General features: G+C 46.5%; 16 protein-coding genes. All 16 read left to right on the top strand.

Annotated features, from left to right (window positions below):
• Nucleotides 1-4: 4 nt before the first annotated feature.
• The 16 genes from adhE (at nucleotide 5) to MHH25_RS19760 (ending at nucleotide 24263) form a co-directional block, all read left to right on the top strand.
• Nucleotides 5-2617 (top strand): bifunctional acetaldehyde-CoA/alcohol dehydrogenase, encoded by a 2613-nt coding sequence (gene adhE / locus MHH25_RS19835; RefSeq protein WP_339782901.1) that lies wholly within the window; start codon nucleotides 5-7, stop codon nucleotides 2615-2617.
• 940 nt (nucleotides 2618-3557) lie between these two features.
• The gene (gene pflB / locus MHH25_RS19830; protein ID WP_076327975.1) at nucleotides 3558-5816 is read left to right on the top strand and encodes a formate C-acetyltransferase; all 2259 of its coding nucleotides are present in this window, start codon (nucleotides 3558-3560) and stop codon (nucleotides 5814-5816) included.
• A gap of 89 nt (nucleotides 5817-5905) precedes the next feature.
• Nucleotides 5906-6658, top strand: a complete 753-nt coding sequence (gene pflA / locus MHH25_RS19825; protein WP_036614436.1) for a pyruvate formate-lyase-activating protein — start codon at nucleotides 5906-5908, stop codon at nucleotides 6656-6658.
• 189 nt (nucleotides 6659-6847) lie between these two features.
• Nucleotides 6848-8215 (top strand): extracellular solute-binding protein, encoded by a 1368-nt coding sequence (locus tag MHH25_RS19820; RefSeq protein ID WP_036674965.1) that lies wholly within the window; start codon nucleotides 6848-6850, stop codon nucleotides 8213-8215.
• Nucleotides 8216-8266: 51 nt separating this feature from the next.
• The gene (locus tag MHH25_RS19815) at nucleotides 8267-9151 is read left to right on the top strand and encodes a sugar ABC transporter permease (RefSeq protein WP_340017863.1); all 885 of its coding nucleotides are present in this window, start codon (nucleotides 8267-8269) and stop codon (nucleotides 9149-9151) included.
• Nucleotides 9151-9981, top strand: coding sequence for a carbohydrate ABC transporter permease (locus MHH25_RS19810; protein WP_036674968.1), 831 nt, complete (start codon nucleotides 9151-9153; stop codon nucleotides 9979-9981). The genes MHH25_RS19815 and MHH25_RS19810 overlap by 1 nt, the downstream gene beginning before the upstream one ends.
• A gap of 32 nt (nucleotides 9982-10013) precedes the next feature.
• Nucleotides 10014-11849 (top strand): sensor histidine kinase, encoded by a 1836-nt coding sequence (locus tag MHH25_RS19805; protein WP_340017862.1) that lies wholly within the window; start codon nucleotides 10014-10016, stop codon nucleotides 11847-11849.
• Nucleotides 11846-13477, top strand: coding sequence for a response regulator (locus tag MHH25_RS19800; protein ID WP_340017861.1), 1632 nt, complete (start codon nucleotides 11846-11848; stop codon nucleotides 13475-13477). The genes MHH25_RS19805 and MHH25_RS19800 overlap by 4 nt, the downstream gene beginning before the upstream one ends.
• A gap of 28 nt (nucleotides 13478-13505) precedes the next feature.
• A complete protein-coding gene (gene nagZ, locus MHH25_RS19795) occupies nucleotides 13506-15134 on the top strand; it encodes a beta-N-acetylhexosaminidase (RefSeq protein WP_340017860.1) in 1629 nt (542 codons plus the stop codon).
• A gap of 275 nt (nucleotides 15135-15409) precedes the next feature.
• Nucleotides 15410-17662: a stalk domain-containing protein gene (locus tag MHH25_RS19790; protein ID WP_340017859.1), complete on the top strand. Its 2253-nt coding sequence runs from the start codon at nucleotides 15410-15412 to the stop codon at nucleotides 17660-17662.
• 338 nt (nucleotides 17663-18000) lie between these two features.
• Entirely contained in the window at nucleotides 18001-18465 is a 465-nt protein-coding gene (locus MHH25_RS19785; protein WP_339297357.1) for a Fur family transcriptional regulator, read from the top strand.
• A gap of 2 nt (nucleotides 18466-18467) precedes the next feature.
• Nucleotides 18468-18719 carry a membrane protein insertion efficiency factor YidD gene (yidD, locus tag MHH25_RS19780; protein WP_017687565.1) on the top strand — a complete coding sequence of 84 codons (252 nt, stop codon included), beginning with the start codon at nucleotides 18468-18470 and terminating at the stop codon, nucleotides 18717-18719.
• Between the two features lie 466 nt (nucleotides 18720-19185).
• Entirely contained in the window at nucleotides 19186-21246 is a 2061-nt protein-coding gene (gene metG / locus MHH25_RS19775; RefSeq protein ID WP_340017857.1) for a methionine--tRNA ligase, read from the top strand.
• Between the two features lie 313 nt (nucleotides 21247-21559).
• Entirely contained in the window at nucleotides 21560-22549 is a 990-nt protein-coding gene (locus tag MHH25_RS19770; RefSeq protein WP_340020526.1) for a zinc ABC transporter substrate-binding protein, read from the top strand.
• A 99-nt stretch (nucleotides 22550-22648) separates the two neighbouring features.
• Nucleotides 22649-23407, top strand: coding sequence for a metal ABC transporter ATP-binding protein (locus MHH25_RS19765; protein ID WP_091018152.1), 759 nt, complete (start codon nucleotides 22649-22651; stop codon nucleotides 23405-23407).
• A 52-nt stretch (nucleotides 23408-23459) separates the two neighbouring features.
• Nucleotides 23460-24263, top strand: coding sequence for a metal ABC transporter permease (locus tag MHH25_RS19760; RefSeq protein WP_017687569.1), 804 nt, complete (start codon nucleotides 23460-23462; stop codon nucleotides 24261-24263).
• The last annotated feature ends 44 nt before the right edge of the window (nucleotides 24264-24307 follow it).

Here is a 24307-nt window from a genome sequence, read left to right as displayed (position 1 = left end):
GGAGATGGCTGTAAAGAACGAAGTCGCCCCAGCAAAAGAACCGACAGCAGGTCAGTATATTCAAACGTTAATCGACAAAGCGAATAAAGCACACGCCGCATTCATGAAGATGGACCAGAAGCAGATTGACCGGATTGTGCAAGCGATGGCGCTTGCGGGTCTGGATAAACACATGATGCTCGCCAAGATGGCCGTAGAAGAAACAGGCCGCGGAGTGTATGAGGATAAAATCACCAAAAATATATTTGCAACAGAATATGTGTACCACAGCATCAAGTATGATAAAACCGTAGGTGTGATTGAAGATAACGAGTATGAAAGCTTCCAGAAAATTGCGGAGCCGGTCGGCATCATCATGGGTATTACACCCGTCACGAACCCAACATCAACGACGATGTTTAAAGCATTGATTTCCATCAAGACGCGTAACCCGATCATCTTTGGTTTCCACCCATCTGCACAGAATTGTAGCCGGGAAGCTGCCAAAATCCTGCTGGAAGCGGCTGTGAAACATGGTGCACCAGCGGATTGTATTCAGTGGATTGATGATCCTTCCATGGATCGTACAAACGAACTGATGAATCACAATGATGTGGCTCTCATTCTGGCAACAGGCGGATCAGGCATGGTACGTGCAGCGTACAGCTGTGGTAAACCTGCACTGGGCGTAGGACCGGGTAACGTACCTTGCTTTATCGAGAAAAGCGCGGATATTAATCAGGCAGTAACGGATTTGATTCTGTCCAAGTCTTTCGACAACGGCATGATCTGTGCTTCCGAGCAAGCGGTCATTATTGAAGAACCCATCTTTGATCAAGTGAAGAAAAAAATGATCGCAAATGGCTGTTACTTTGTTAACAAAGATGAAGCAGCAAAATTGACAGCAGGTGCGATTAATGCCGAGAAATGTGCGGTGAATCCGGCGATTGTTGGTCAATCTGCGGTAAGCATTGCGAAATTGTGCGGTATTGAAGTTCCAGCAGGCACCAAAATTCTCGTGGCCGAGATTGAAGGGGTAGGTACCAAATTCCCATTGTCGGCTGAGAAATTAAGCCCGGTACTGGCTTGTTACAAAGTTAAAACGGCAGCAGAGGGAATTGAACGTGCAGCAGAAGTGGTTGCTTTTGGCGGCATGGGTCACTCCTCGGTTATCCACTCCACAAATGAAGAAGTGATTGGCAAATTCGCAGATCGTCTGCAAACCGGACGGATTATTGTGAACTCACCATCCACACACGGTGCCATCGGGGATATCTACAACACAAACATGCCGTCATTGACACTGGGATGCGGATCATACGGACGTAACTCGACTTCTTCCAACGTAACCGCTGTGAACTTAATCAATGTGAAAAGGGTGGCTCGTCGTACCGTGAATATGCAATGGTTCAAAGTGCCGAACAAAGTCTACTTCGAAAAAGGGGCAACACAGTATCTTGCCAAAATGCCTGACATCACACGTGTGGCCATTATTACGGATGCCATGATGGTGAAGCTTGGATATGTTGAAAAGGTAGAACACTATCTGCGTCAACGCCAAATGCCAGTAGCAATCGAAGTGTTCTCCGATGTTGAGCCAGATCCATCCACAACAACGGTAGACCGCGGAACCGAAATGATGCGCCGCTTCCAACCAGACTGCATTATCGCACTCGGCGGTGGATCACCGATGGATGCTGCCAAAGCCATGTGGTTGTTCTATGAGTATCCAGACACGGACTTTAACGATCTGAAACAGAAATTCATGGATATCCGCAAACGGATCTACAAATATCCACGTCTCGGCGTAAAAGCGAAATTTGTAGCGATCCCAACCACATCGGGTACAGGTTCTGAAGTGACATCATTCGCGGTTATCACAGATAAAAATCAAGGTAACACCAAATATCCATTGGCCGACTATGAGCTGACACCAGACGTAGCGATTGTCGATCCGGAGTTTGTATACTCCCTGCCTAAAACGGCTGTAGCCGATACAGGTATGGACGTACTGACGCATGCGATTGAAGCTTATGTATCTGTTATGGCAAATGATTATACGGATGGACTTGCGATCAAAGCCATTCAACTGGTATTCCAATACCTGGAGCAATCGGCACTGCAAGGCGACAAACTGGCACGTGAGAAAATGCATAATGCTTCCACGATTGCAGGTATGGCGTTTGCCAACGCATTCCTGGGCATTAACCACAGCTTGGCGCACAAATGGGGCGGTCAGTATCACACCGCACACGGACGCACCAATGCCATTCTGATGCCACACGTCATTCGTTACAACGCGAAAAAACCGACCAAATTTGCATCGTTCCCGAAATATTCGCACTTTGTAGCGGATGAGCGGTATGCCGAAATCGCCCGCATCTTGGGATTGCCTGCTCGTACAACAGAAGAAGGCGTAACCAGTCTCATCAATGCGATTCGCAAACTGAACAAAACATTGGGCATTGAAGAATCGTTCCAGGAAATCGGATTTGATGCCAAAGACTTTGAAGCACATGTCGATTATCTGGCTGACCGTGCCTTCGAAGACCAATGTACAACCGCCAATCCGAAGTTGCCGCTGGTAACTGAACTGGCTGATGTTTACCGCAACGCTTTCTACGGAAAGTTTGAATAATAAACTTAGAACGAAGCGTGCCTTACGGCAAGAAGATCAGGGTTCCCCGAGAGGGGAGCCCCGATTGCCGTCTTTCACACAATAACGAGAGGGCAGAAAAACAGAAGAGCGAAGCACCTGTTTTTCAGGATTTAATCTAAGATTTGATTTGCTCCGAGCATAGAGGAGCAACGGGTTCTATAGAGGTTACACGTAATCCGTGATGTGACCGTTTGAGCCAGATGTTCACACCATGCTGAAGAGGGCAGAAAAACAGAAGAGCGAAGCGTATGTTTTTCAGGGTTTATTCTAAGATTTGATTTGCTCCGAGCATAGAGGAGCAACGGGTTCTAGAGAGGTTACACGTAATCCGTGATGTGGCTGTTTGAGCCAGATGTTCACACAATAACGGAGTGGGCAGAAAAACAGAAGAGCGAGCATCTGTTTTTCAGGATTTATTCTAAGATTTGGTTTGCTCCGAGCATAGAGGAGCAACGGGTTCTATAGAGGTTACACGGAATCCGTGACGTGGCTGTTTGAGCCAGATGTTCACACAATAACGGAGTGGGCAGAAAAAACTGAAGAAGCGGAGCGTTCGCCTTTATCCCCGGATTTTCCCCTTTGAAATATAAAATTGAAAAAATCCGGGGATAACAGCGATCGGAAGTTGTTCTGCCCGCGCAGTGGCTAAGTGTGAATTTACAGGGGTCAATGGGACACAGCGCAGGTGGAGTGAGTTAGTTCACTGGCTTTGTGACAAAAATCACAGATGATGAAAGCCCCAAGTCGTATACTGAAAATGTAAGAAAAACATTCATCCCGCGGTTCCGGTTCCCAAGTAGAGAGAACATGTTCCGGTTTATGTGAAACAATTCACATTAATCGCGGCTCTGGGCACACAATGCTACGAATGAAGCAAGATGTTATGTGTCCAGAAATCCAAATTAGTGGAGGGATTACGATGTCGGTGATTGAAAAAGATGTCAAACAACAAACAGGCTGGAGAAACTTTACCAAAGGAACATGGACCAAATCCGTAGATGTGAATGATTTTCTGGCACACAACTTGTCTCCGTATTACGGTGACGAAGCATTTCTCGCAGGTGCAACCCAGAATACCAAAGAATTGTGGGAGATCGTATCTGATCTGACCAAAAAAGAACGGGATAACGGCGGTGTCCTTGACGTTGATGTGAACACACCAGGTACTATTATTTCTCACCAACCCGGTTATCTGGATCAATCCAAAGAGCAGATTGTCGGCGTTCAGACCGATGCTCCGTTCAAACGTTCCATTCAACCAACAGGCGGAATTCGCATGATGATTGACGCATGTGAGGCATATGGCTTTGAAATGCCACAGGGCGTCATTGATATATTTACAAACATTCGCAAAACACACAACCAGGGTGTATTCGATGCTTATACTTCCGACATGCGTGCAGCGCGTAAAGCAGGAATTATTACAGGTCTGCCAGATGCTTACGGCCGTGGCCGGATCATCGGTGACTATCGTCGTGTAGCTTTGTACGGAGTAGACTTCCTGATTCGTAACAAAAAAGGCGAACTGAATGCACTCGAAGTTGATGTTATTGATGAAGATGTCATTCGTCTGCGGGAAGAATTGTCTGAACAGATTCGTGCATTGCAAGAATTGAAACAATTGGGCGATATGCACGGGTTCGATATTTCCTTGCCAGCGACAACAGCAAAAGAAGCGTTCCAATGGTTGTACTTCGGTTATCTCGCTGCGATCAAAGAACAGAACGGTGCTGCGATGTCACTGGGACGTGTATCTTCTTTCCTGGATATCTACATTGAACGTGACCTGCAAGAAGGGATTCTGTCCGAAGAACAGGCTCAGGAATTGGTTGACCATTTTGTAATGAAACTGCGGATTGTCAAATTCCTGCGTACACCGGATTACAACGAACTGTTCAGTGGAGATCCAACATGGGTGACAGAGTCCATCGGTGGTATGTCCGTGAATGGTGAAACACGTGTAACCAAAAACAGCTTCCGTTTCCTGCATACGCTGCACAACCTGGGTCCTGCACCAGAACCAAACTTGACTGTTCTCTGGTCAACGAAACTTCCAGAAGCTTTCAAAGATTATTGCAGTAAAGTATCCATCGAAACCAGCTCAATCCAGTATGAAAATGATGATCTGATGCGTCCGATCTACGGTGACGATTACGGTATTGCTTGCTGTGTGTCGGCGATGAAGATCGGGAAACAAATGCAATTCTTCGGCGCTCGTGCCAACCTGGCAAAAGCTCTCCTGTATGCGATCAACGGTGGTCGTGACGAGAAATCCGGAGCACAAGTTGGACCTGAGTATCCTGCTATTACAAGCGAAGTGCTGGATTACAATGAGGTTATGAAACGCTTCAAACCAATGATGGAGTGGCTCGCGAAGCTGTATATGAACACCCTCAACGTCATTCACTACATGCACGATAAATACAGCTATGAGCGGATCGAAATGGCATTACATGACCGTGATATTGTACGTACGATGGCTTGCGGTATCGCTGGTCTGTCGGTTACAGCAGATTCACTGAGTGCGATCAAATATGCCAAAGTAAAACCAATTCGTAACGAACAAGGCATCGCTGTTGATTTCGAAATCGAAGGAGACTTCCCTTGTTACGGTAACAATGAAGACAGCGTAGACAGCATTGCTGTTGAACTGGTCGAGAACTTCATGGGCATGATTCGCAAGCACAAAGCTTACCGTAACGCAGTTCCAACACAATCCGTTCTGACGATCACTTCCAACGTGGTATATGGTAAGAAAACAGGGACTACACCGGATGGTCGTAAAGCAGGTGAACCATTTGCTCCAGGTGCAAACCCAATGCATGGTCGTGACAAAAAAGGTGCACTGGCATCCCTTGGCTCGGTAGCCAAATTGCCTTATGAACACAGTCTTGACGGGATTTCCAATACCTTCTCCATCGTGCCAAAAGCATTGGGTAAAGAGGAGACTACACGTAAATCCAATCTGACTGCGATGATGGATGGTTACTTCGGTCAAAACGCTCATCACCTGAACGTTAACGTATTTGATCGTCAGCAATTGATTGATGCGATGGATCACCCGGAAAGCTATCCACAACTGACTATACGGGTATCCGGATATGCCGTTAACTTCATTAAATTGACTCGTGAACAACAGTTGGATGTCATCAACCGTACGTTCCATGGCTCGATGTAAGTAATTTGCTAGTAGAAGACCGCTAGAGCAAGGTATTCCAAATCATATTAAACGCACAGCGGATGCGGATACAGAAAGGAAGAGGCAGCATGGTTAACGGACATATTCATTCACTCGAAACTTTCGGGACGGTTGACGGCCCAGGCATCCGCTTTGTGCTTTTTATGCAAGGATGTCTACTCAAATGTCAGTATTGCCACAACCCTGATACTTGGGCGTTGGATGGCGGAAAAGAAATGACGCTTGAGGAGGTATTGGCTGAAATTGAGCCGTATCTATCCTACTACCGCAGCTCCGGAGGCGGGCTCACGATATCTGGCGGAGAACCAACGTTACAGGCCCACTTTGTAGCTGAGATCTTCAAGGAAGTGAAGCGGCGCTGGGGATTGCATACGACACTGGATAGCAACGGGTTTAACGAACCGGAACGGATTCACGATCTGTTGGATCACACAGACCTGGTTCTGCTGGACCTCAAACATATTGATGATGAGAAACATATCAAGTTGACAGGCAAATCCAACGAGAGAACGTTGAAAACGGCCAAGTGGTTATCGGAGCAAGGTCGGAAAATGTGGATTCGGCACGTGTATGTGCCTGGCATTCATAACGAGGAAGAGGATCTGCTTAACCTCGGACGGTTTATTGGAACATTAAATGGCGTTGAGAAGTTCGAAATTCTTCCATACCATCAGATGGGGATCTACAAATGGGAGGCGCTCGGTAAAGTATATCCACTGGATGGAGTTCCTTCACCAAGTGAAGAAGAAGTGGAGCGGGCGTATCGCCTGATCGAACAAGGTCGCCAGGAAACGGCTGGCATGGCTTGTTCAGGTAAGTAATCTGACCTTTATATAATAAAAACAATCAACCAAGCAGTCCTTGCGAACATGTTTCGCAGGGGCTGTTTTTTGTCCAGTGAAGGATTTTATCCCTCCATTGATGAATTGTCATCCTTACGATGTAAGCTCCGGCTTTTTATAATCAGAGTGTAAAGCCAAACGCTCAATATCTTGAGGAGGGTCAACCAGATGAAAAAAAGAATGACATTACTGCTTTCATTATTGCTTATCACTTCATGGACTTTGGCGGGATGTGCAAGCTCAAGTAACGAGCCACAGCAAGGCGCAGGCAATACACCTGTGGAGGAAACAAGTAAGGAACCGGTTGAAATGCTTCTCCGCCACACACAGGTGGGAGCCGACAAACAGAAAAGACTGGCCATTCTGCAGGATGTTGTAGACAAAGTGGAGGGAGAGATACCCAATCTGACCTTTACGCTGGATGGTGTCGAATCCGATGTGAATCGTAAGGAAAAGCTTCGCGGAGAGATGGCCGCCGGTAACCCGCCGGATATATTTGAACTGTTCGGTAGCCCGGATTCCAAAGTTTACGCCAAGGAAGGTATGCTGCTTGATCTGACCCCAATCCTGCAAGAGCTGGGCATTCAGGACCAGTTTACATCCCTTGAACCGTTTACGTATGAAGGCAAAGTATATGGACTGCCGATTGGCGGTTCGGGCGAAGGTTTTTTCTATAATAAAGAGTACTTCGAACAAAAAGGATGGAAAGCCCCAACTACCATGGCTGAACTGGACAATATACTGGCTGAGATCAAGGCTGATGGCAAAGTGCCGCTTGCTTCCGCATCCAAGGCGGGCTGGGTGCCGCTTATGTTAACCAATCATCTGTGGTCCCGGTATGCCGGGCCGGAGATTACCGCAAAGTTTGCAACAGGTGAAGCGAAGTGGACCGATCCGGGTGTTGTGCAAGGTTTTGCCAAACATAAGGAATGGGTTGATAAGGGTTATTTCAAAAAAGGTGAGCTGGGCTTCGAGTATGCAGAATATACCACGCAATTTACAAGTGGCGAAGTGGTATTGATGTATGACGGAACATGGAAGTCATCTGTATTCAAGGAAGGTCAGAGCGGTGAATCACTTATTGGCAAGGTTGGATTCTTCAATATGCCTCCGGTAGAGAACGGAGCAGGAGATCAGACGTCTTTGATGCGTGATGTGAACAATGGATACGGATTCTCGGCAGCAGTGGCGGATGACCCGCAGAAGCTGGACGCAGTGAAAGCTTTTATCAAAAATTTCTACAATGAAGATATGCAGATCCGCGGCCTTGTGGAAGACGGTGTGTTGCCTGCCATGAAGCTGGACGAGAAAGTGCTGACCGATAGCATTACCGATGATCTGATGAAAGAAATTGTGGCTGTGCTTAATGCGTCCAAGACGTCGTTCCCGGCATTTGATGCACTCGTTCAGGCCGATGTGACGACAGAGATCAGTAATCTGCAGATTCAGAAGTTGATTGGTGGGCAGACGACGCCAGAGAAAATGGCAGAAGAGTTGCAAAAGGTGCAAGAGGAAGCAAACGCCTCAGTGGAATAAACCAATTCAAGTCGAAACTGCGATCGTTGAAGTGACTGAAGGAGGCTGACCATGAATACTTCACTCCGCAGCCCGTTAATCTATACGTTATTTGTAATGCCAGCCCTAATTCTGTTTGTAATGTTCTTTCTATACCCTATTGGTAGCTCCCTGTATTACAGTCTGACGAGTTGGAATGGGGTATCGGCTGAGCCACGTTTTGTGGGTTTATCCAATTATGTGAAGGCACTGGCCGATGAACGTTTTTGGATTTCCACACGGAATAACGGCTTTTTCATCGGATTTTCGGTACTGATTCAGGTACCCCTAATCGTCCTGTTTTCGCTTCTAATTGCCAATGTGAAAAGGCTGAAAGGTCTGTATAAAACCGCTGTTTTTTTACCATCCATCATGTCAACAGCCGTTATCGGTATTTTATGGGGCTTCATCTATGAACCCAATATCGGGCTATTAAACAATATGCTTCATGTGCTGGGCATCGATCCAATCTACTGGTTATCGGATAACCGATTTGCCATGTTGTCCATCTTGGTGACCAATGCCTGGCAGTGGAAGGGATTTTACATTGTCATGGTGCTGGCGGCCATACTGGCGATTCCCCGTGATCTGGATGAAGCGGCTGCAATTGATGGGGCAACGGCAGTACAACGTGCAATGCGAATTACGTTGCCGCTGATCCGACCGATCATTTCGGTGGTGATCATGTTGTCCATCGCAGGTGCCATGAAAGCAGCCGACATCGTGATTGTCATGACCAAAGGTGGGCCCGCTGGGTCCACCGAGGTTCTGGCGACATACATGATCAAATATGCGATTACCAACTTCAAATATGGTTATGGCAATACCATTGCAGTGTTGATCTTTGCTCTGACGCTTGTGCTCACTGCGGTGTATCAACTGCTGGTGGCGAGGCGGGGCGAGAAGGTGGAATATTGATGGCGAAAAGCATAAAAAGCAGTATACCTCATGTGTTGTTAATGTTGTATTTGATCGCGATTTTGTTTCCCTTTTTATTTGTAATTTTCTCTTCCTTCAAGCAGGATAACAATGAAATCGCCCTGAATCCATTCGGTTTGCCTACAACATGGGAGTTTAACAATTACGTGGAGGCTTGGGTGAATGCCAAGATTGGCACGTATTTCTGGAACAGCCTGTACATTTCGGTTTTATCGTCGGCGTGTACGATTGTCCTCGGCGCCATGTTTGCTTTTGCCGTAACCCGGATGAGACACCGGAGATGGAGCCTGTTTCTGTACAGCCTGATTCTGGCGGGCATGCTTATTCCCAACAATGCACTTATGCTGCCGATCTATCTGCTTGTTCGCAAAATGGGCATATTGGATACACATCTGGCATTAATCGTGCCCTATGTGGCCAATGCGATCCCGTTTACCATTATTATCCTGGCGGCTTTCATGCGTTCTCTGCCTGGCGAAATTGAGGAAGCGGCGGTCATGGACGGCTTGAGGGCCCCGGGTATCTTTGCTAAAATAGTGATACCTCTTACCGTTCCGGCTATTGTTACGGTTTTTATCGTTAATTTCCTCGGCAACTGGAACGAATTTTTACTTGCCAACTATTTTTTATCCACCGATAAATTGCGTACGCTGCCAGTGGGCATGGTCCAGTTTCGGGATCAATATCAGATGAACTATGCCCAGATGTCGGCAGGTATTGTATACAGTGTTGTACCTGTACTTGTGATCTACGCTATACTCCAGGAGAAAATTATAGAAGGAGTAACTGCAGGTGGTGTCAAAGGTTAATACCATGAACCAGTTAATAGGGAGAACGGGATATGAACTTGCGAATGAAGCTGGCCTTGGCATTTCTGCTGCTGATTATTGTACCGATGTGTGCACTAGGCATTGGCATGTTTCTGGTCACATCACATACGATTGAGAAAAAATACAATCAACAGGCCGAATATGCGCTTCAGGCCATCAGCTACAATATCGAGAATGTATTTCAGCAGATTAACAATGTGACCGACAACGGGATAGCGACATCGGTTTTTCAAATGGCGTTGAATGCCAAAGATCCGACCAAGCAGGATCTGGGAACCGGTAATCAGTTATCCCTGAATGCCAGCCAGCGCAATTTCCGTTCCCTTCTATATAATTATCCGTTCATTAGTTATGCCTTTTTATATGATTTGCGTTCTTCCGAGAATAACCAGATTGTCTCCATTTTCACCAAAGAAAACTTTCAAGCCCTTCCTTTTCAGCAATTCAAAGTGCATCCCTTATTCAACGAAATTCAGCAACTTAATGGCGTGCCTAAATGGCTCGCACCTCTGGAATATCCCGAATTAACCGGGGTAGAGCCTGTCTTCACCCAGATCAGACTGGTCAAAGAACTCAGTTATTTTCAAAATATCGGCGTGCTTGTTGTTCAGATCAAAAAAGGAGAGATCGACCGGATCTTCCGTCACCTACAAATCAGCGATTCGGCACAGGATACGTCGTTCCTGTTAATTAACGAAGAAGGGCTGATTGTCTATGATCCTGCAGGGATTTATAACGGTGAGAACATGCAAAACCTTGGTGTTGAATCTGGCAGGTACGGTCCCGGTTTTAGCAGTGTCAGAACGGTCTTTGACGGCAAGGAGAGCATCATTTCGCAATATCATCTGAAGAACTATAACTGGAGCCTCGTCAGTGTGACTTCATGGGAAGCCCTATCTGCGGAAACCAATGCCTTTGCCGGTTGGTCTGTCATCATTATTCTGTCATGCCTGCTCGCAGCGATGATCTTTAATCTTTTTTTCATGAATCGCATTACGGGTAACATTGCTGTACTTGTAAGGTTTATGCGTCGTGTGGATGATGGTGACTTTAATGCGAGGGTGGAAGGAAAAGGATTCGATGAAATGCAGCTGCTTGCGCAAGGGTTCAATGAACTATTGGATCGGATCGGGGGATTATTCCGTCGCGTTCGGGCAGAGCAAGAGCAGAAGGCCCAAGCGGAACTGCGTGTACTACAGGCCCAGATCAAACCTCATTTTCTGTTTAACACATTGGAATCCATTAATGGATTAGCGCTGCGAGGGGAGGGCCGCAAAGTAAGCGAGATGGTGACCAGACTTGGCAATATGCTTCGTATCAGCATTCAGGATCAGGAGGAGATTCCGCTGGGTGAGGAAATAAGACATTTGCAGAGTTATCTGGAGATTCAACAGTACAGGTTCAGTGATTTGTTCACCTATGAGATTGACATTCCACCCCATCTATACAGCTCAATTCTGCTTAAGCTTACCCTTCAGCCTCTGGTGGAAAATAGCATTCAACATGGGTTTGAGGGGATCACCTATCCAGGTGTACTGCGGATAAGCGCATATGCAGAACGGGGTCATCTGGTGTTATGTGTTGAGGATAATGGGATCGGTATTCCCCAGGAAATGCTCGCACGATTTGAGTATATGGCAGAAGATCCACCGGAAGATATGCTCGCGGAAGGGGCGGAATCATTATCGTCCATAACGGAACGCAGGGGATTGGGATTACGAAGTGTGGCAGATCGAATTCGTATTCAATACGGGGCCGGGTATGGCATATTTATATGTTCAGCACCGGGGTATGGCACAGTTATTCGATGCATCATTCCATTATATGAGCAGGAGGAAGCCGGATGAATCTGACTGCAATGCTGGTCGACGATGAGCTGCCGATTCTGGAGAATCTGAACTACATTTTACCCTGGGAAGAGATGGGGATTGAAATCACAGGTACAGCGAGAAGTGGTGTAGAAGCGCTGGGGAAAGTAACAGAAAGTCATCCGGACATTCTCTTGTGTGATATTCGAATGCCGTCTATGGATGGATTGGAACTTATTCGTTTACTGCGAGAGCAGGGTGAAACGTGTGAGATTATTTTACTGACCGGGTATCAGCAGTTTGAATATGCTCGAACCGCTATCAAGTATAACGTACATGAATACATATGTAAGCCAATTGATTATTTGAATCTGGAACATAAACTGCGTGAGCTTGCCGGGCAGATCCAGAAGAGACGTCTGGAAAACGAATCGCAACGTTATCGCAGCCAAGAGATGGAAAGCTGGATCAGACACAAACAGTTGATTGACCTGTTGCGAGGAGAAGCACCATTGAAGGTTGCCTATCCTTCCTCTGTTCCTGAATTCATAACAACTACTGCACCGTATACGTTGCTGCTGGTGGATGCAGTCGGTTATTTTCGCCATTCGATCGGCTGGTCCGAGCTTCAGCATCAACGATGGCATGAGACCGTAATTTCCAGACTTAGGGAAGTGGCAGATCGAATTACGGAGGACTGTCAGATTCTTTCGACCCGCAAAGGGGAGTGGTGCATCCTGCTGGAGGCATCAGGTGAGTGGAAACGTCGCTCAGAGGAACTGGCCCATCAACTGTGTCTCGAATTAAATGTGATATTGTCTCTGGATTCAAGTGTGAAGGTTAGGATTGTTCAGGATGCTGTGCCCGTGAACCTGGAAAGTAAAATTCTGGAGCGATACCGGCATTGTCAAAAAATACTGATGTCCCATTCGGAGAGTGAAGACAAGGTGCTGAAGGCAGGTTGTCCCGAAACCACCTTATCGTATGATCATACGGCCACCAAAGGGGCTAACTCATGGATTACAAGAGAAGATCTGGAGTTTGTTACTCGGTGGATTCGTCAAGGGAACAAGCAGGGGTTACGTGATGTATTGGAGCGGCTTAAACAGCAAATGGGGAATTCAGGACAATCCTTCAACAGGATAGATGAAACCAATCTTCGGTTTATGCTTGTACACATGCTTCGGGAACTGCGTGAGGTACAGGCCCTCGCTGAAGAACACGAAGTGAACTTTTGGAATGCACTGCAAGGGGCTGTATCCATGAGGGAACTCCTTGAACTTGCAGAGGTTGTTGCCCATGCCTCTCAGGGCAAACAAACGCAACCACGTCCTTCTGTATCGGAACTGATCCTCTCTGCATGTGAGTATATGGACGCACGGCTGCAACAGGACTTGGGAATAGATGAAGTCTCAGATTGGCTTGGAATCAGCCCGGGATACTTTTGCCAGCTATTTAAAACCCAAATGGGTGTTACTTTTGTGGAATATATGACGCAGAAACGGATGGAAAGTGCCGCTTTATTGTTGAGTACAACCGAATGGAGCATTACAGCGATTGGGGAAGCCACAGGTTTCAAGGAGCGCCGGTACTTCTCCAAGGTGTTTCATAAACACTTCCACATGAAACCCTCCGAGTACAGGCAGAGTAAACAATTGGGTTTGTAGTAGCAAGGGAAACGGGAGGAGAGGTCGAATGAAACCCTTGAATGATCTGACATTGGAGCAAAAGGTAGGACAATTGTTGATGTGTGGATTTCACAGTCAGCACGCAGATGAACAGATTACTCGCTTAATCCGTGACTATCACGTCGGCGGCGTCATTTATTTCCGGCGTAATGTCGAAAGTGTAGATCAATTGACACGGCTGTCCGCCGAACTGCAAGATATGGCTGCTGAAGCGGGAGCCCTACCACTCATGATTTCGGTGGACCAGGAAGGTGGCATGGTTGCACGGATTGACCAAGAGGGAATGACCCAAGTGCCGGGTAATATGGCACTTGGTGCGACAGGAAATCCGGAATATACACTGGAGTGTGCTCGAATTCTGGGTCATGAGTTAAAAAGCATCGGTATTGATATGAACCTTGCGCCAGTGGTCGACGTGAATAACAACCCGCTTAACCCGGTTATCGGTGTGCGTTCGTATGGTGAACATGCTGAAAGTGTGGCCGCTCATGGCATAGCAGCCATCACCGGATATCAATCACAGGGCATAGCTGCTACTGCCAAACATTTTCCGGGACACGGAGATACCGCTGTAGATTCTCATCTTGGTATGGTTACGGTACCTCATGATCGAAACAGGCTGGAACAGATGGAGTTGTTACCGTTCCGCAAGGCGATTGAGGCCGGAGTTGATGCTATTATGACAGCTCATGTGATGTTCCCTTCGATTGAGCCCGAGCCCATTCCGGCAACGTTGTCGCATAAGGTGTTAACGGGTCTGCTACGTGAGGAAATGGGTTTTGAAGGCATTATTATTACAGACTGTCTTGAAATGCATGCGATATCCAAGCCATATGGGGTAGCTGAAGCTGCTGTTCGTGCTGTGGAAGCAGGAGCAGATCTGATTCTGGTGAGTCATACCTTGCAAGATCAGGTTGCTGCGCTGGAAGGCATATACGAAGCAGTTCGAACGGGGCGCATTTCGGAAGAGGTTATTCATCAGGCGGTTAAACGCATTATGACATGGAAAAGAAAGCGCTGTGGGCAGCAGAATGATCATCTTGTTTCGCCGAAAGCGAGTGAAACGGTCGAAGCAACCGATGTTGAACCTGTTGATTGCACTAAACCCACTGAGCCCAACGAATTGACGTTGTTCAAGATTGCTTCAAGCAGTATTACCATCGTTCATAATGATGGGCTGTTGCCGTTGGACCCAGAGAAGGGCGTATATGTCATCTGGCCTGAGGTTGTGCAACGGACAGAGGTGGATGAACCATGGTCCCATACAGAATCGTTGGGTATGGCGTTATCGCAGCTGCGAGGCAGAGTTCGTGAGCACAAAATTACAACGCAGCCCACTTATGATGAAACAGATCGGATATTGGCTGATGTGTCAGATAGTGAACAAGTTATCGTATGTACGTACACATCGGCAGGTCATCTTCCGAAAGGGCAACAGTTTTTGGTTGAAAAGCTTAGTAAAAATCATTCGCTGATTGTAATTGCTCTACGCAATCCATATGATCTGCTGGAGATCTCAAGGCCGGGTAGTTATGTATGTACATATGAGAATACACCTGCAGTTGTTCGGGTACTGTCCCATGTGTTAACCGGTGGACTGCAACCAACAGGAAGTCTGCCTGTCCGTTTGCGCTAGACCTATTCAATCCTTACATCTCTCTGCGATATGGTGCTGATTGACCATCTCCTGGAGAGATTTTTTTGTTGGAATTTTCTATTGGTTAATTTTGGGATATGGATGCCAAAAAGATAATTGATAGATAACTATTTTCATAGTATTTTCCTTCTATTAAAAGTTTACAATTCTCCTCTTAACTTTTTAGCAACTTTTCCCGGTTCCAAGCGTCTAATAATATGACTTTTTGAGGGGGATATTTATAAAATGGGAGCAGAAGGAGCCAAAGACAAAGAATGAATTTGAAGAAGAAATTGTCCATACTTACCGCTTTTGCTGTGTTTCAGGCGTTTGCAGTGATTCCTGCCAATGCACAATCAGCAGATCAGAGCGATACTACATCAGTGAATACAGCCAAAGTTAAATCCGTGGAGGTTGTGAAGAAAGAACAGACCATCGCGGAATCCGAAGTGAAATCCGGAACAAACACTCCAACATCAAATAATGAAACAACTGAAGAAGTGAACCCTGAGACAGATGTTCCTACAGGAACAGACGCGACTCCTGTTGAGCCGGTAATTGAACCGACGGACGAAGAAGGTACAGCTGAGGAAACACCAGCACCTGCACCAGTAGAAGTGGAGCAACCATCTACAGGTGGTTCATCTGTTGCTGGAGGCAGGGGTGGAGACCTCACTCTTTATATGAACAGTAATAAAATGATGCAAGATGGCAAAACGTATCTTGCTGGACAGCCGATGGCTGTAAAAAATGGTGTATCCTATGTAGCGATCCGTGCTCTCGTTGATCGGGTTGGCTATGATGTCAAATATGATAACACAACTAAAGAAACGATCATTATTAGTGGTGAAGATGAGTTGCGTTTCAAAACAAACAGCAAGATCTATACCGTTAATGGTGTGTCCAGAACGATGAAGGGCGCGGCTTATCAACAAAAAAATACGTTCATGGTGCCGTTGACTTCAATTACACAGGCTCTGGACATTACGTATAGAGTAAATCAATCTGCCAAAACGGTTGTATTGAATCTGAGTACCAAACCGGTGGCAAGCTTCACGGTACAAAAAGAGGTTTTTGCCGGAGACCAGGTAACCTACACAACCAGATCCAGCTCTCCCAAGGGACTCAGCATTGTAGATGAGCGTTGGACAGGCCGTCAGGATTCATTCGACCAACCAGGTGTATACACAGTAACCTATGCGGTCCAGGATTCAAGTGGTCAATGGAGCGATCCGTATTCGGTTACGATTAAGGTTGAAAGACCGAATCTGCCTCCTGTCGCGATGTTTACGACAGATAAAGAAGAATACAAAATGGGTGAGAAAATCACTTATATTGATCAAAGCACAGATGATGAGAACGCAATTGTTAAAACCGAATGGGATAACAATGCACTTGCATTCTTTGTTCCAGGACCGAAGACCGTAACGATTACAGTTACCGATAAACATGGTGCTAGCGATAGCTATACCAAGATGATCAATATTACGGGAGAAACACTTTATAGTGTGACTGACTTCAATCAATTGTTCACACCAGTCGGTGAGAAGTTCACTTTTGACGGTGGTGGAGTACCGGCATTGGAGAAAGTACCTTTCACTTATTATGATGAACCAAGTCTGCTGATCCGCAGTAACAGCCCGGAAACCGTGAATACGGAAGGTATTGTGTACAAGGAATCTTCCTTTGGACAGACACGCTTCATGATTCACCATGTGAACAACACGGGCAAAAACGTGAAAATGTATGTTGTAGCGACAAATAACAATGCATACACGGCGTCCATTGACCAGCAAAACATGGGTTTTGCAGGACCGTCTCCTTTTGCAACGGTAGCTGGAAAGTTGTCCATTGACCGTTGGTTCCAGTCCATGCAGAATGGTACCGGACAAAAGAAAGTGTACATCCAGCCAGGAGAAAGCAAGCTGATTCTTAATGATCTGAGCGTTCTTCCGATGAAACAGGGACAAGTCATTTCCTTGTATTCGGATGTATTCAGTGACTATGAATTGGATTACAACATTATCATGATTGAAGAAAACAAGGACCCGATGGAAGTGTTGTCGAGCCTGCCGGTTCTGGATCGTGATGGAGTTCACAACCGTGGTACCTATCCAAATGCAACACGGATCATTACGTATGATCAAGAAGTAGGGTCGAAACCTGCACGTCTTCCACTTGGAGACAATGCAAGTGATCCAAACCTTGTAGGAACGGACCCTATGGCTTTCACTGAAGCGTCCAACGCAGGTAACTTCGGTGTATTGTACAAAATTACATTGAATAATGTTGCTCCGCGCACGTTGATTTCATTCAACCCTCGTGGAGGCAGATATTCAGGTGTGGCACTCGTGAATGGACAGGTCGTTCAGATTTCCACAGGTAAATCTGTAACTGCACCTAATGAGCAAAGCGTAATGTATCGCACAGGTTCGTACGGCGAGAGTGTAACCATTCTCTTCTCGGCGGCACCAGGAAGTAACTTGCCTGTTAACCTGCTGTTCACGCCGCTTCCGGCTGAAAAGTAATATCATGAACATGCACGGACGGTTTGGAGTGAAAGCTTATATCATATATACCCGTTCACCCCAAAAGTCGCCCGAACGATTGATCATCTGAACCGTCAGGAAGGGACTCCATCAAAATGTAATGTCATTAGCTCAAGCTAGACTAATGGCAATGCATGTGCATGGAGTCCTTTTTATGTGATGTTGGAATGACCTAACCCGGTGTCTTCGTTGACTCTAATCGTAATTTGATGCATTATTAGAGGTATACAAGAAAGCAAAAGTTTTCGCTTTTGCCGAATAAACTGTCGCTCTATGAATGATGCAAAATGCTCGTATGACAGGAGGTGCTTTAGATCATGCTGTCGACAGAACAGATTATTTCAACCATGTCCTCACAGGGGCTTCGCATTACCGATCAGCGGAAAACACTGGCCCGGTTATTTGCCGAGTCTCCCGGGTATCTTACACCCAAGGACGTCTATGAATATATGGGTAAGACTTACAGCGGACTGAGTTTTGACACAGTATATCGTAATTTGCGGGTGATGCAGGAACTGGGTGTACTGGAACAGGTCATCTTCGAAGATGGCGTTAAATTCAAAGCGCACTGTAGTGAAGATCATCATCACCATCATATGATCTGTCTGAAGTGTCAGAAGACATATCCTATTATTTTTTGCCCGATGCAGCTTGCGGATGCGCCTGAGCAATTTCAGGTTGTGGATCACAAGTTCGAGGTATTTGGATATTGCAAGGACTGTGCTGAGCATGCGCCGGCCAAAACGGCGTCTGGACATCAACACGCTCATGGGAAGCACTGACCATGAAGTTATCGCGTAGAATAGCTCAGGCACCTATTAGGGTGTACCGCAACTATATCTCTCCATTGACGCCGCCAACATGTCGGTTCTATCCGAGCTGTTCGGCTTACGCCATGGAGGCGATTGAAGTGCACGGTGCGCTCAAAGGTTCGTTGTTAACAGCGAAACGTATTGCCAAATGCCACCCGTTTCATCCAGGCGGTGTAGATCTGGTGCCACCAAAGGCGGAAAAGTCTATGATGGTATCAGAGTAACGATGTTGCCTGAAGTATTCGGGTGGCCTGGAAGCAGGCCAGGATTGAACTTGAGTATGCTGTCCACTTGACAAAGGGGTCCGCATTTCAGTATATTTTTCCTATATATGCGAGTTCAAAAAGTCTAGTTTTAACTTTTTGAACAACTTCTATATGATTTCCAGTGAAGGGATAAGTACAGACACACCCCCAGTGCAGAGAGCCGGATGAGCTGAGAACCGGTCTGGGAGGAGGATGGAATATGGTCCCGGAGGAACCTCTTTCGAGCGTGCAGACAGTGATTTCAGAGCTGCTGTCGTAAGGCTGAGGCGTGATCCAGCGTTAATGGGCGGTCGAAGGACCGACAGAGCCTGTGTTTTGCGAAAAACATGGGGAATTTGGGTGGTAACACGTGAGAGCAACTCTCGTCCCATAGGGGCGGGAGTTTTTTGTGTTCTTTTTTAGTTGTTTTGGACGAAGGGATCACATGAAGCAGGAACATTTGAAGGAGGAGAAGTCATTCATGGCTGACCAAAAAACATTTTATCTGACAACCCCGATTTATTATCCGAGTGACAAATTGCATATTGGGCATGCGTATACAACTGTGGCGGGAGATGCGATGGTTCGTTACAAGCGTCTACGCGGTTATGATGCTCATTATCTGACAGGAACCGATGAACATGGCCAGAAGATTGAGCGCAAGGCACAAGAGAAAGGACAGACACCGCAAGCTTTTATCGACGATATCGTTGTGGGGATCAAGGAACTGTGGAACAAGTTGGACATTTCCAATGACGACTTTATCCGTACAACCGAAGAGCGTCACAAAACCATTGTTCAGGATATCTTTGACCGTTTGCTGAAACAGGGAGATATCTACAAAGGTGAGTACGAAGGCTGGTACAGCATTCCGGATGAGACGTATTACACAGAGACTCAACTGGTGGATGTAGAGAAAAATGAGAAGGGTGAGATTATCTCGGCCAAGAGCCCGGATAGCGGACACCCGGTTGAATTGGTCAAAGAAGAATCTTACTTCTTCCGTATGAGCAAATATGCAGATCGTTTGTTGAAATATTATGAAGAGAACCCTGGCTTTATTCAGCCGGAATCCCGTAAGAACGAGATGATCAACAACTTCATCAAGCCAGGTCTTGAAGATTTGGCCGTATCGCGGACTACATTTGAATGGGGCGTCAAAGTTAAAGGCGATCCAAAACACGTGGTTTATGTGTGGATTGATGCGTTGTCCAACTATATTACAGCACTGGGCTACGGTTCATCCGATGCATCCCTGTATAACAAGTTCTGGCCTGCGGATGTTCATCTGGTAGGGAAAGAAATTGTTCGTTTCCATACGATCTACTGGCCAATTATGTTGATGGCGCTGGACTTGCCTTTGCCGAAGAAAGTGTTTGCACATGGCTGGTTGTTGATGAAGGACGGCAAAATGTCCAAATCCAAAGGTAATGTCGTTGATCCAGTGACTCTGATTGACCGTTACGGTCTCGATGCACTGCGTTATTACCTGCTGCGTGAAGTACCGTTTGGTTCCGATGGTACGTTTACACCGGAGAGCTTCGTAGAGCGTGTTAACTCCGACCTCGCGAACGATCTGGGTAACCTGTTGAACCGTACCGTTGCCATGGTAGACAAATATTTTGAAGGCAAAGCCCCTGCGTTTGCATCGAATGTAACGGAATTTGATGCTTCGCTGGAAGAAGCAGGCCATGCTACGGTGGAAAAAGTGGAACAGGCGATGGAAAACCTGCAGTTTTCCGTAGCACTGACAGCGATCAGCCAGTTTGTCAGCCGCACCAACAAATATATTGATGAGACGCAGCCATGGGCGCTGGCTCGTGATGAAGCAAAACGTGATGAATTGGCATCCGTTATGGCTCACCTGATCGAAAGCTTGCGAATTGCTTCCATCTTGTTGCAACCGTTCCTGACACGTGCTCCTCATAAAATCTGGGCACAGCTCGGCATTCAGGAAGGTGAACTTACGGCTTGGGATACAGCCAAGCAATGGGGTCTGGTTCCAACTGGAAACGCATTGCAAAAAGGTGATCCAATCTTCCCACGTTTGGATTCCGAACAGGAAATTGCTTATATTTCCGAAGCAATGACTGGTGGCCAAAAAGCAGCACAGCCTGAAGCAAGTCAAGCAGATGCTGGAGCTTCAGCACCTGTTGAACCGGTAACCGCACCTGAAGGTACGGAAGAGATCGGTATTGACGATTTTGCCAAAGTTGAACTGCGTGTCGCGCAAGTCATTGCCTGTGAACCGGTCAAAAAAGCGGATAAGTTGCTGAAATTGCAGCTCGATCTGGGTTATGAGCAGCGCCAGGTTGTATCTGGAATTGCGAAGTTCTATTCGCCAGAAGAGATGGTTGGACGCAAAGTCATCTGTGTGACCAACCTCAAACCGGTGAAACTTCGTGGTGAACTGTCTCAGGGAATGATCCTTGCAGCATCGCATGGCGACCAGCTTACACTTGCTACAGTACCAGACAACATGCCTAATGGCGCACAAGTGAAATAAGAATTGAGTTATGAAATTGATTCAAATTCTGTCATAAAAATGACACAAGGTGGCCCGATATAATTCGGGTCCCTTTTTTTTGTTGATATAATTCGTATCTGACGGGAAGAGAACAAGCATATACTGTTATGAACTCCGTACTTCAGGAAAGAATGAATAGGACGGGATAGCTTGACAAGTAGGTTCAGGTTACCTATAATTCTTTCAGTAATGTTTACGATTAAGAGATGCGGAGTGAATCATAATGACATTTTATAAAGTGCAACATCAAGCTCAGGATAACCGGATAGGGAAGACGAGCAAAAGAGGCAACATGAAGTTACTGTGGACGGGTTTGCTTATTCTCACTTTGCTGGTATTGTCAGCTTGTGGGCAGGATAGTTCCAATAGTGCGAAGATTGTGGAAGGCAAGGTAAACGTTGTGACGACATTTTATCCTGTATATGCTTTTACGACTGCAATCGGTGGTGAGGATGCCAATGTTATTAACCTGCTGCCAACGGGAGTAGAGCCACATGACTGGACTCCGAAGAGTCAGGATATTGTTAATACGTCCAAGGCACAGCTGTTTCTCTATAATGGAGCTGGACTGGAAGGATGGGTGCCGAATTTCCTGAAGTCGCTGAATAGTGATACACAGGTGAAGTCTGTTGCCGTCAGTGAAGGTGTTAAGCTGTTAACGGCTGAGGGTGATGATGGGCACGGTCACGGCGAAGAGCACGAAGACGAGCATGCGGATGAACACACAGATGAGGCTGCAAGTGAAGATGTCGCTGATCATCATATTGATCCACATACGTGGGTTAGTCCGAAATCAGCCATGATCATGGCTGAAAACATCAAAAATAGTCTGGTCGAGGCAGATCCTGATCACAAAGCAGGTTACGAACAACGTTATGAAGAGCTTCGTACCAAGCTTGAGACGCTGGATCAGCGTTTTACAGATGAATTGGCTAACGTACCAAACAACGAAATTGTTGTCTCGCACCAAGCATTTGGCTACCTTGCACGTGATTATGGATTAACCCAGCATGCCATTATGGGACTTTCCCCGGATGCTGAACCGACAGGACAGGATATTGTGAAGCTTGCGAAACTCGTTAAAGATGAAGGCATTAAATACATTTTCTTCGAAGAGCTGGTATCTGACAAATTGGCGAAAACATTGGCAAGTGAAGCAGGAGTGGAGACCATGGTCCTTAATCCGGTTGAGGGATTGACCAAGGAGCAGGCAACAAACGGGGATGATTATTTCACCCTCATGGAGAAAAATTTGCAAAATCTGCTGATCGCATTAAAATAAGATATAATGAAGAATTCAGATCGAAGAGTCTTTACCGTTCACGGTGAAGGCTCTTAGGACGCTATGGGATTCTTATATATAATGAAGGGCGGCTTTGCCATGCAGCAAATCATGCCACTATGTCATGATCCAATTATAGAGATCGAGAAACTATCATTTTCCTATGGGGACCAGCGAGTGATTGAGAATCTCGATTTTATGGCCCAGGAACGGGACTTTGTCGGGATTATCGGTTCCAATGGGGCGGGTAAAACGACATTGCTGCGCATGCTGGTAGGACTTCTTCCTCCTGCGCAGGGAGATATCAAACTATTTGGACAGTCAATCCGCAGATTCAAGGACTGGGACCGAATCGGGTATGTGCCTCAAAAGAATGCATTTAACCCGTTGTTCCCTGCGACCGTTCGTGAAGTGGTCATGTCAGGCTTGTATAATAACAAAAACATGTTCCGTCGTATGTCTCGCAAATGCCAGCAACAGTGCACGGATGCGATGCAGGTCATGCGGATCGAGGATCTGGCGAACAAACGTATTGGTCAATTGTCCGGCGGACAGCAGCAGCGTGTATTTTTGGCACGAGCGCTTATCAATCACCCGGATCTGTTGATTCTGGATGAACCTACCGTAGGTATTGATGCTGAATCACAGGCCAGTTTCTTTGAACTGATTACCCATATGCATGAACATCACCGAATGACTTTTCTAATGGTGTCTCATGATATGGATCGGATGGAGAGTTATCTGGGTTCTGAAGCTGCGGTAACGAATGGCAAAATTAATTTTCATGTCCGTCATTCGCATGAGGTACAGGATTGTGCTGAGACCAATCTGCAACATACCACTGCACAGGTACGCTAGCCGTATTTATGGCCCATTAGATTAGAGTAAGGCCGAAGGAGTCGTGTTTGTTTTGGAAATATTAATGAGTGATTTTTTTCAGCGTGCCCTGGCGGGTGGGTTGTTAATTGGCATTACCGCTCCGTTAATCGGACTGTTCCTGGTCTTACGGCGGTTATCCATGATTGGAGACACCTTGTCTCATGTGACCATTGCCGGTGTTGCACTTGGATTCCTGATTGAAGTGTATCCCATTGCAGTGGGCTTGATATTTGCGGTGCTTGCTTCATTTGCAATAGAGAAATTGCGCAAAGCGTACAAGAGTTACGCCGAATTATCAATTGCCATTATCATGTCCGGTGGCGTGGCCCTTGCTTCCTTGTTCTTCACGCTGGGCAAAGGATATAATGCAGATGTCATGAGTTATTTGTTCGGCAGTATATATACATTAGACGCTACGGATCTGAAGCTTGTAGGTGTGGTTACGCTGATCGTGGTAATTGTAGTGGCATTGTTACATAAGGAATTTTTCCTGCTCAGCTTTGAGGAAGATGCGGCAGCGGTTACAGGGTTGCCTGTGAGAATTCTGAACATGTTAATCACTGTGATGACAGCACTTGTCATAAGCACGGCGATCAAGATTGTCGGTGCGCTCCTGGTGTCAGCGCTATTGACCATTCCGGTAGCGGTCAGCCTGTTGATGGCCCGAAGTTTCAAATCCGCCATTATTTTGTCCGTGGTGATTGGCGAAATTGCCGTAGTCCTTGGACTGGTTGTAGCAGGCATCTGGAACCTCGCACCTGGAGCAACCATTGTATTATTGCTTATCATGATGCTGATTCTGACGATGATTGGAAAAAAAGGGTTCCGAGCCTGACGACTGAACGAGAAAGCACGTGAGCCCGGGGAAGGGAGACATCC

The sequence above is a fragment of the Paenibacillus sp. FSL H3-0457 genome (assembly GCF_037981725.1).
In the GTDB taxonomy this organism is placed as follows: domain Bacteria; phylum Bacillota; class Bacilli; order Paenibacillales; family Paenibacillaceae; genus Paenibacillus; species Paenibacillus amylolyticus.
This window is presented reverse-complemented; position numbering and strand designations above follow the sequence as displayed.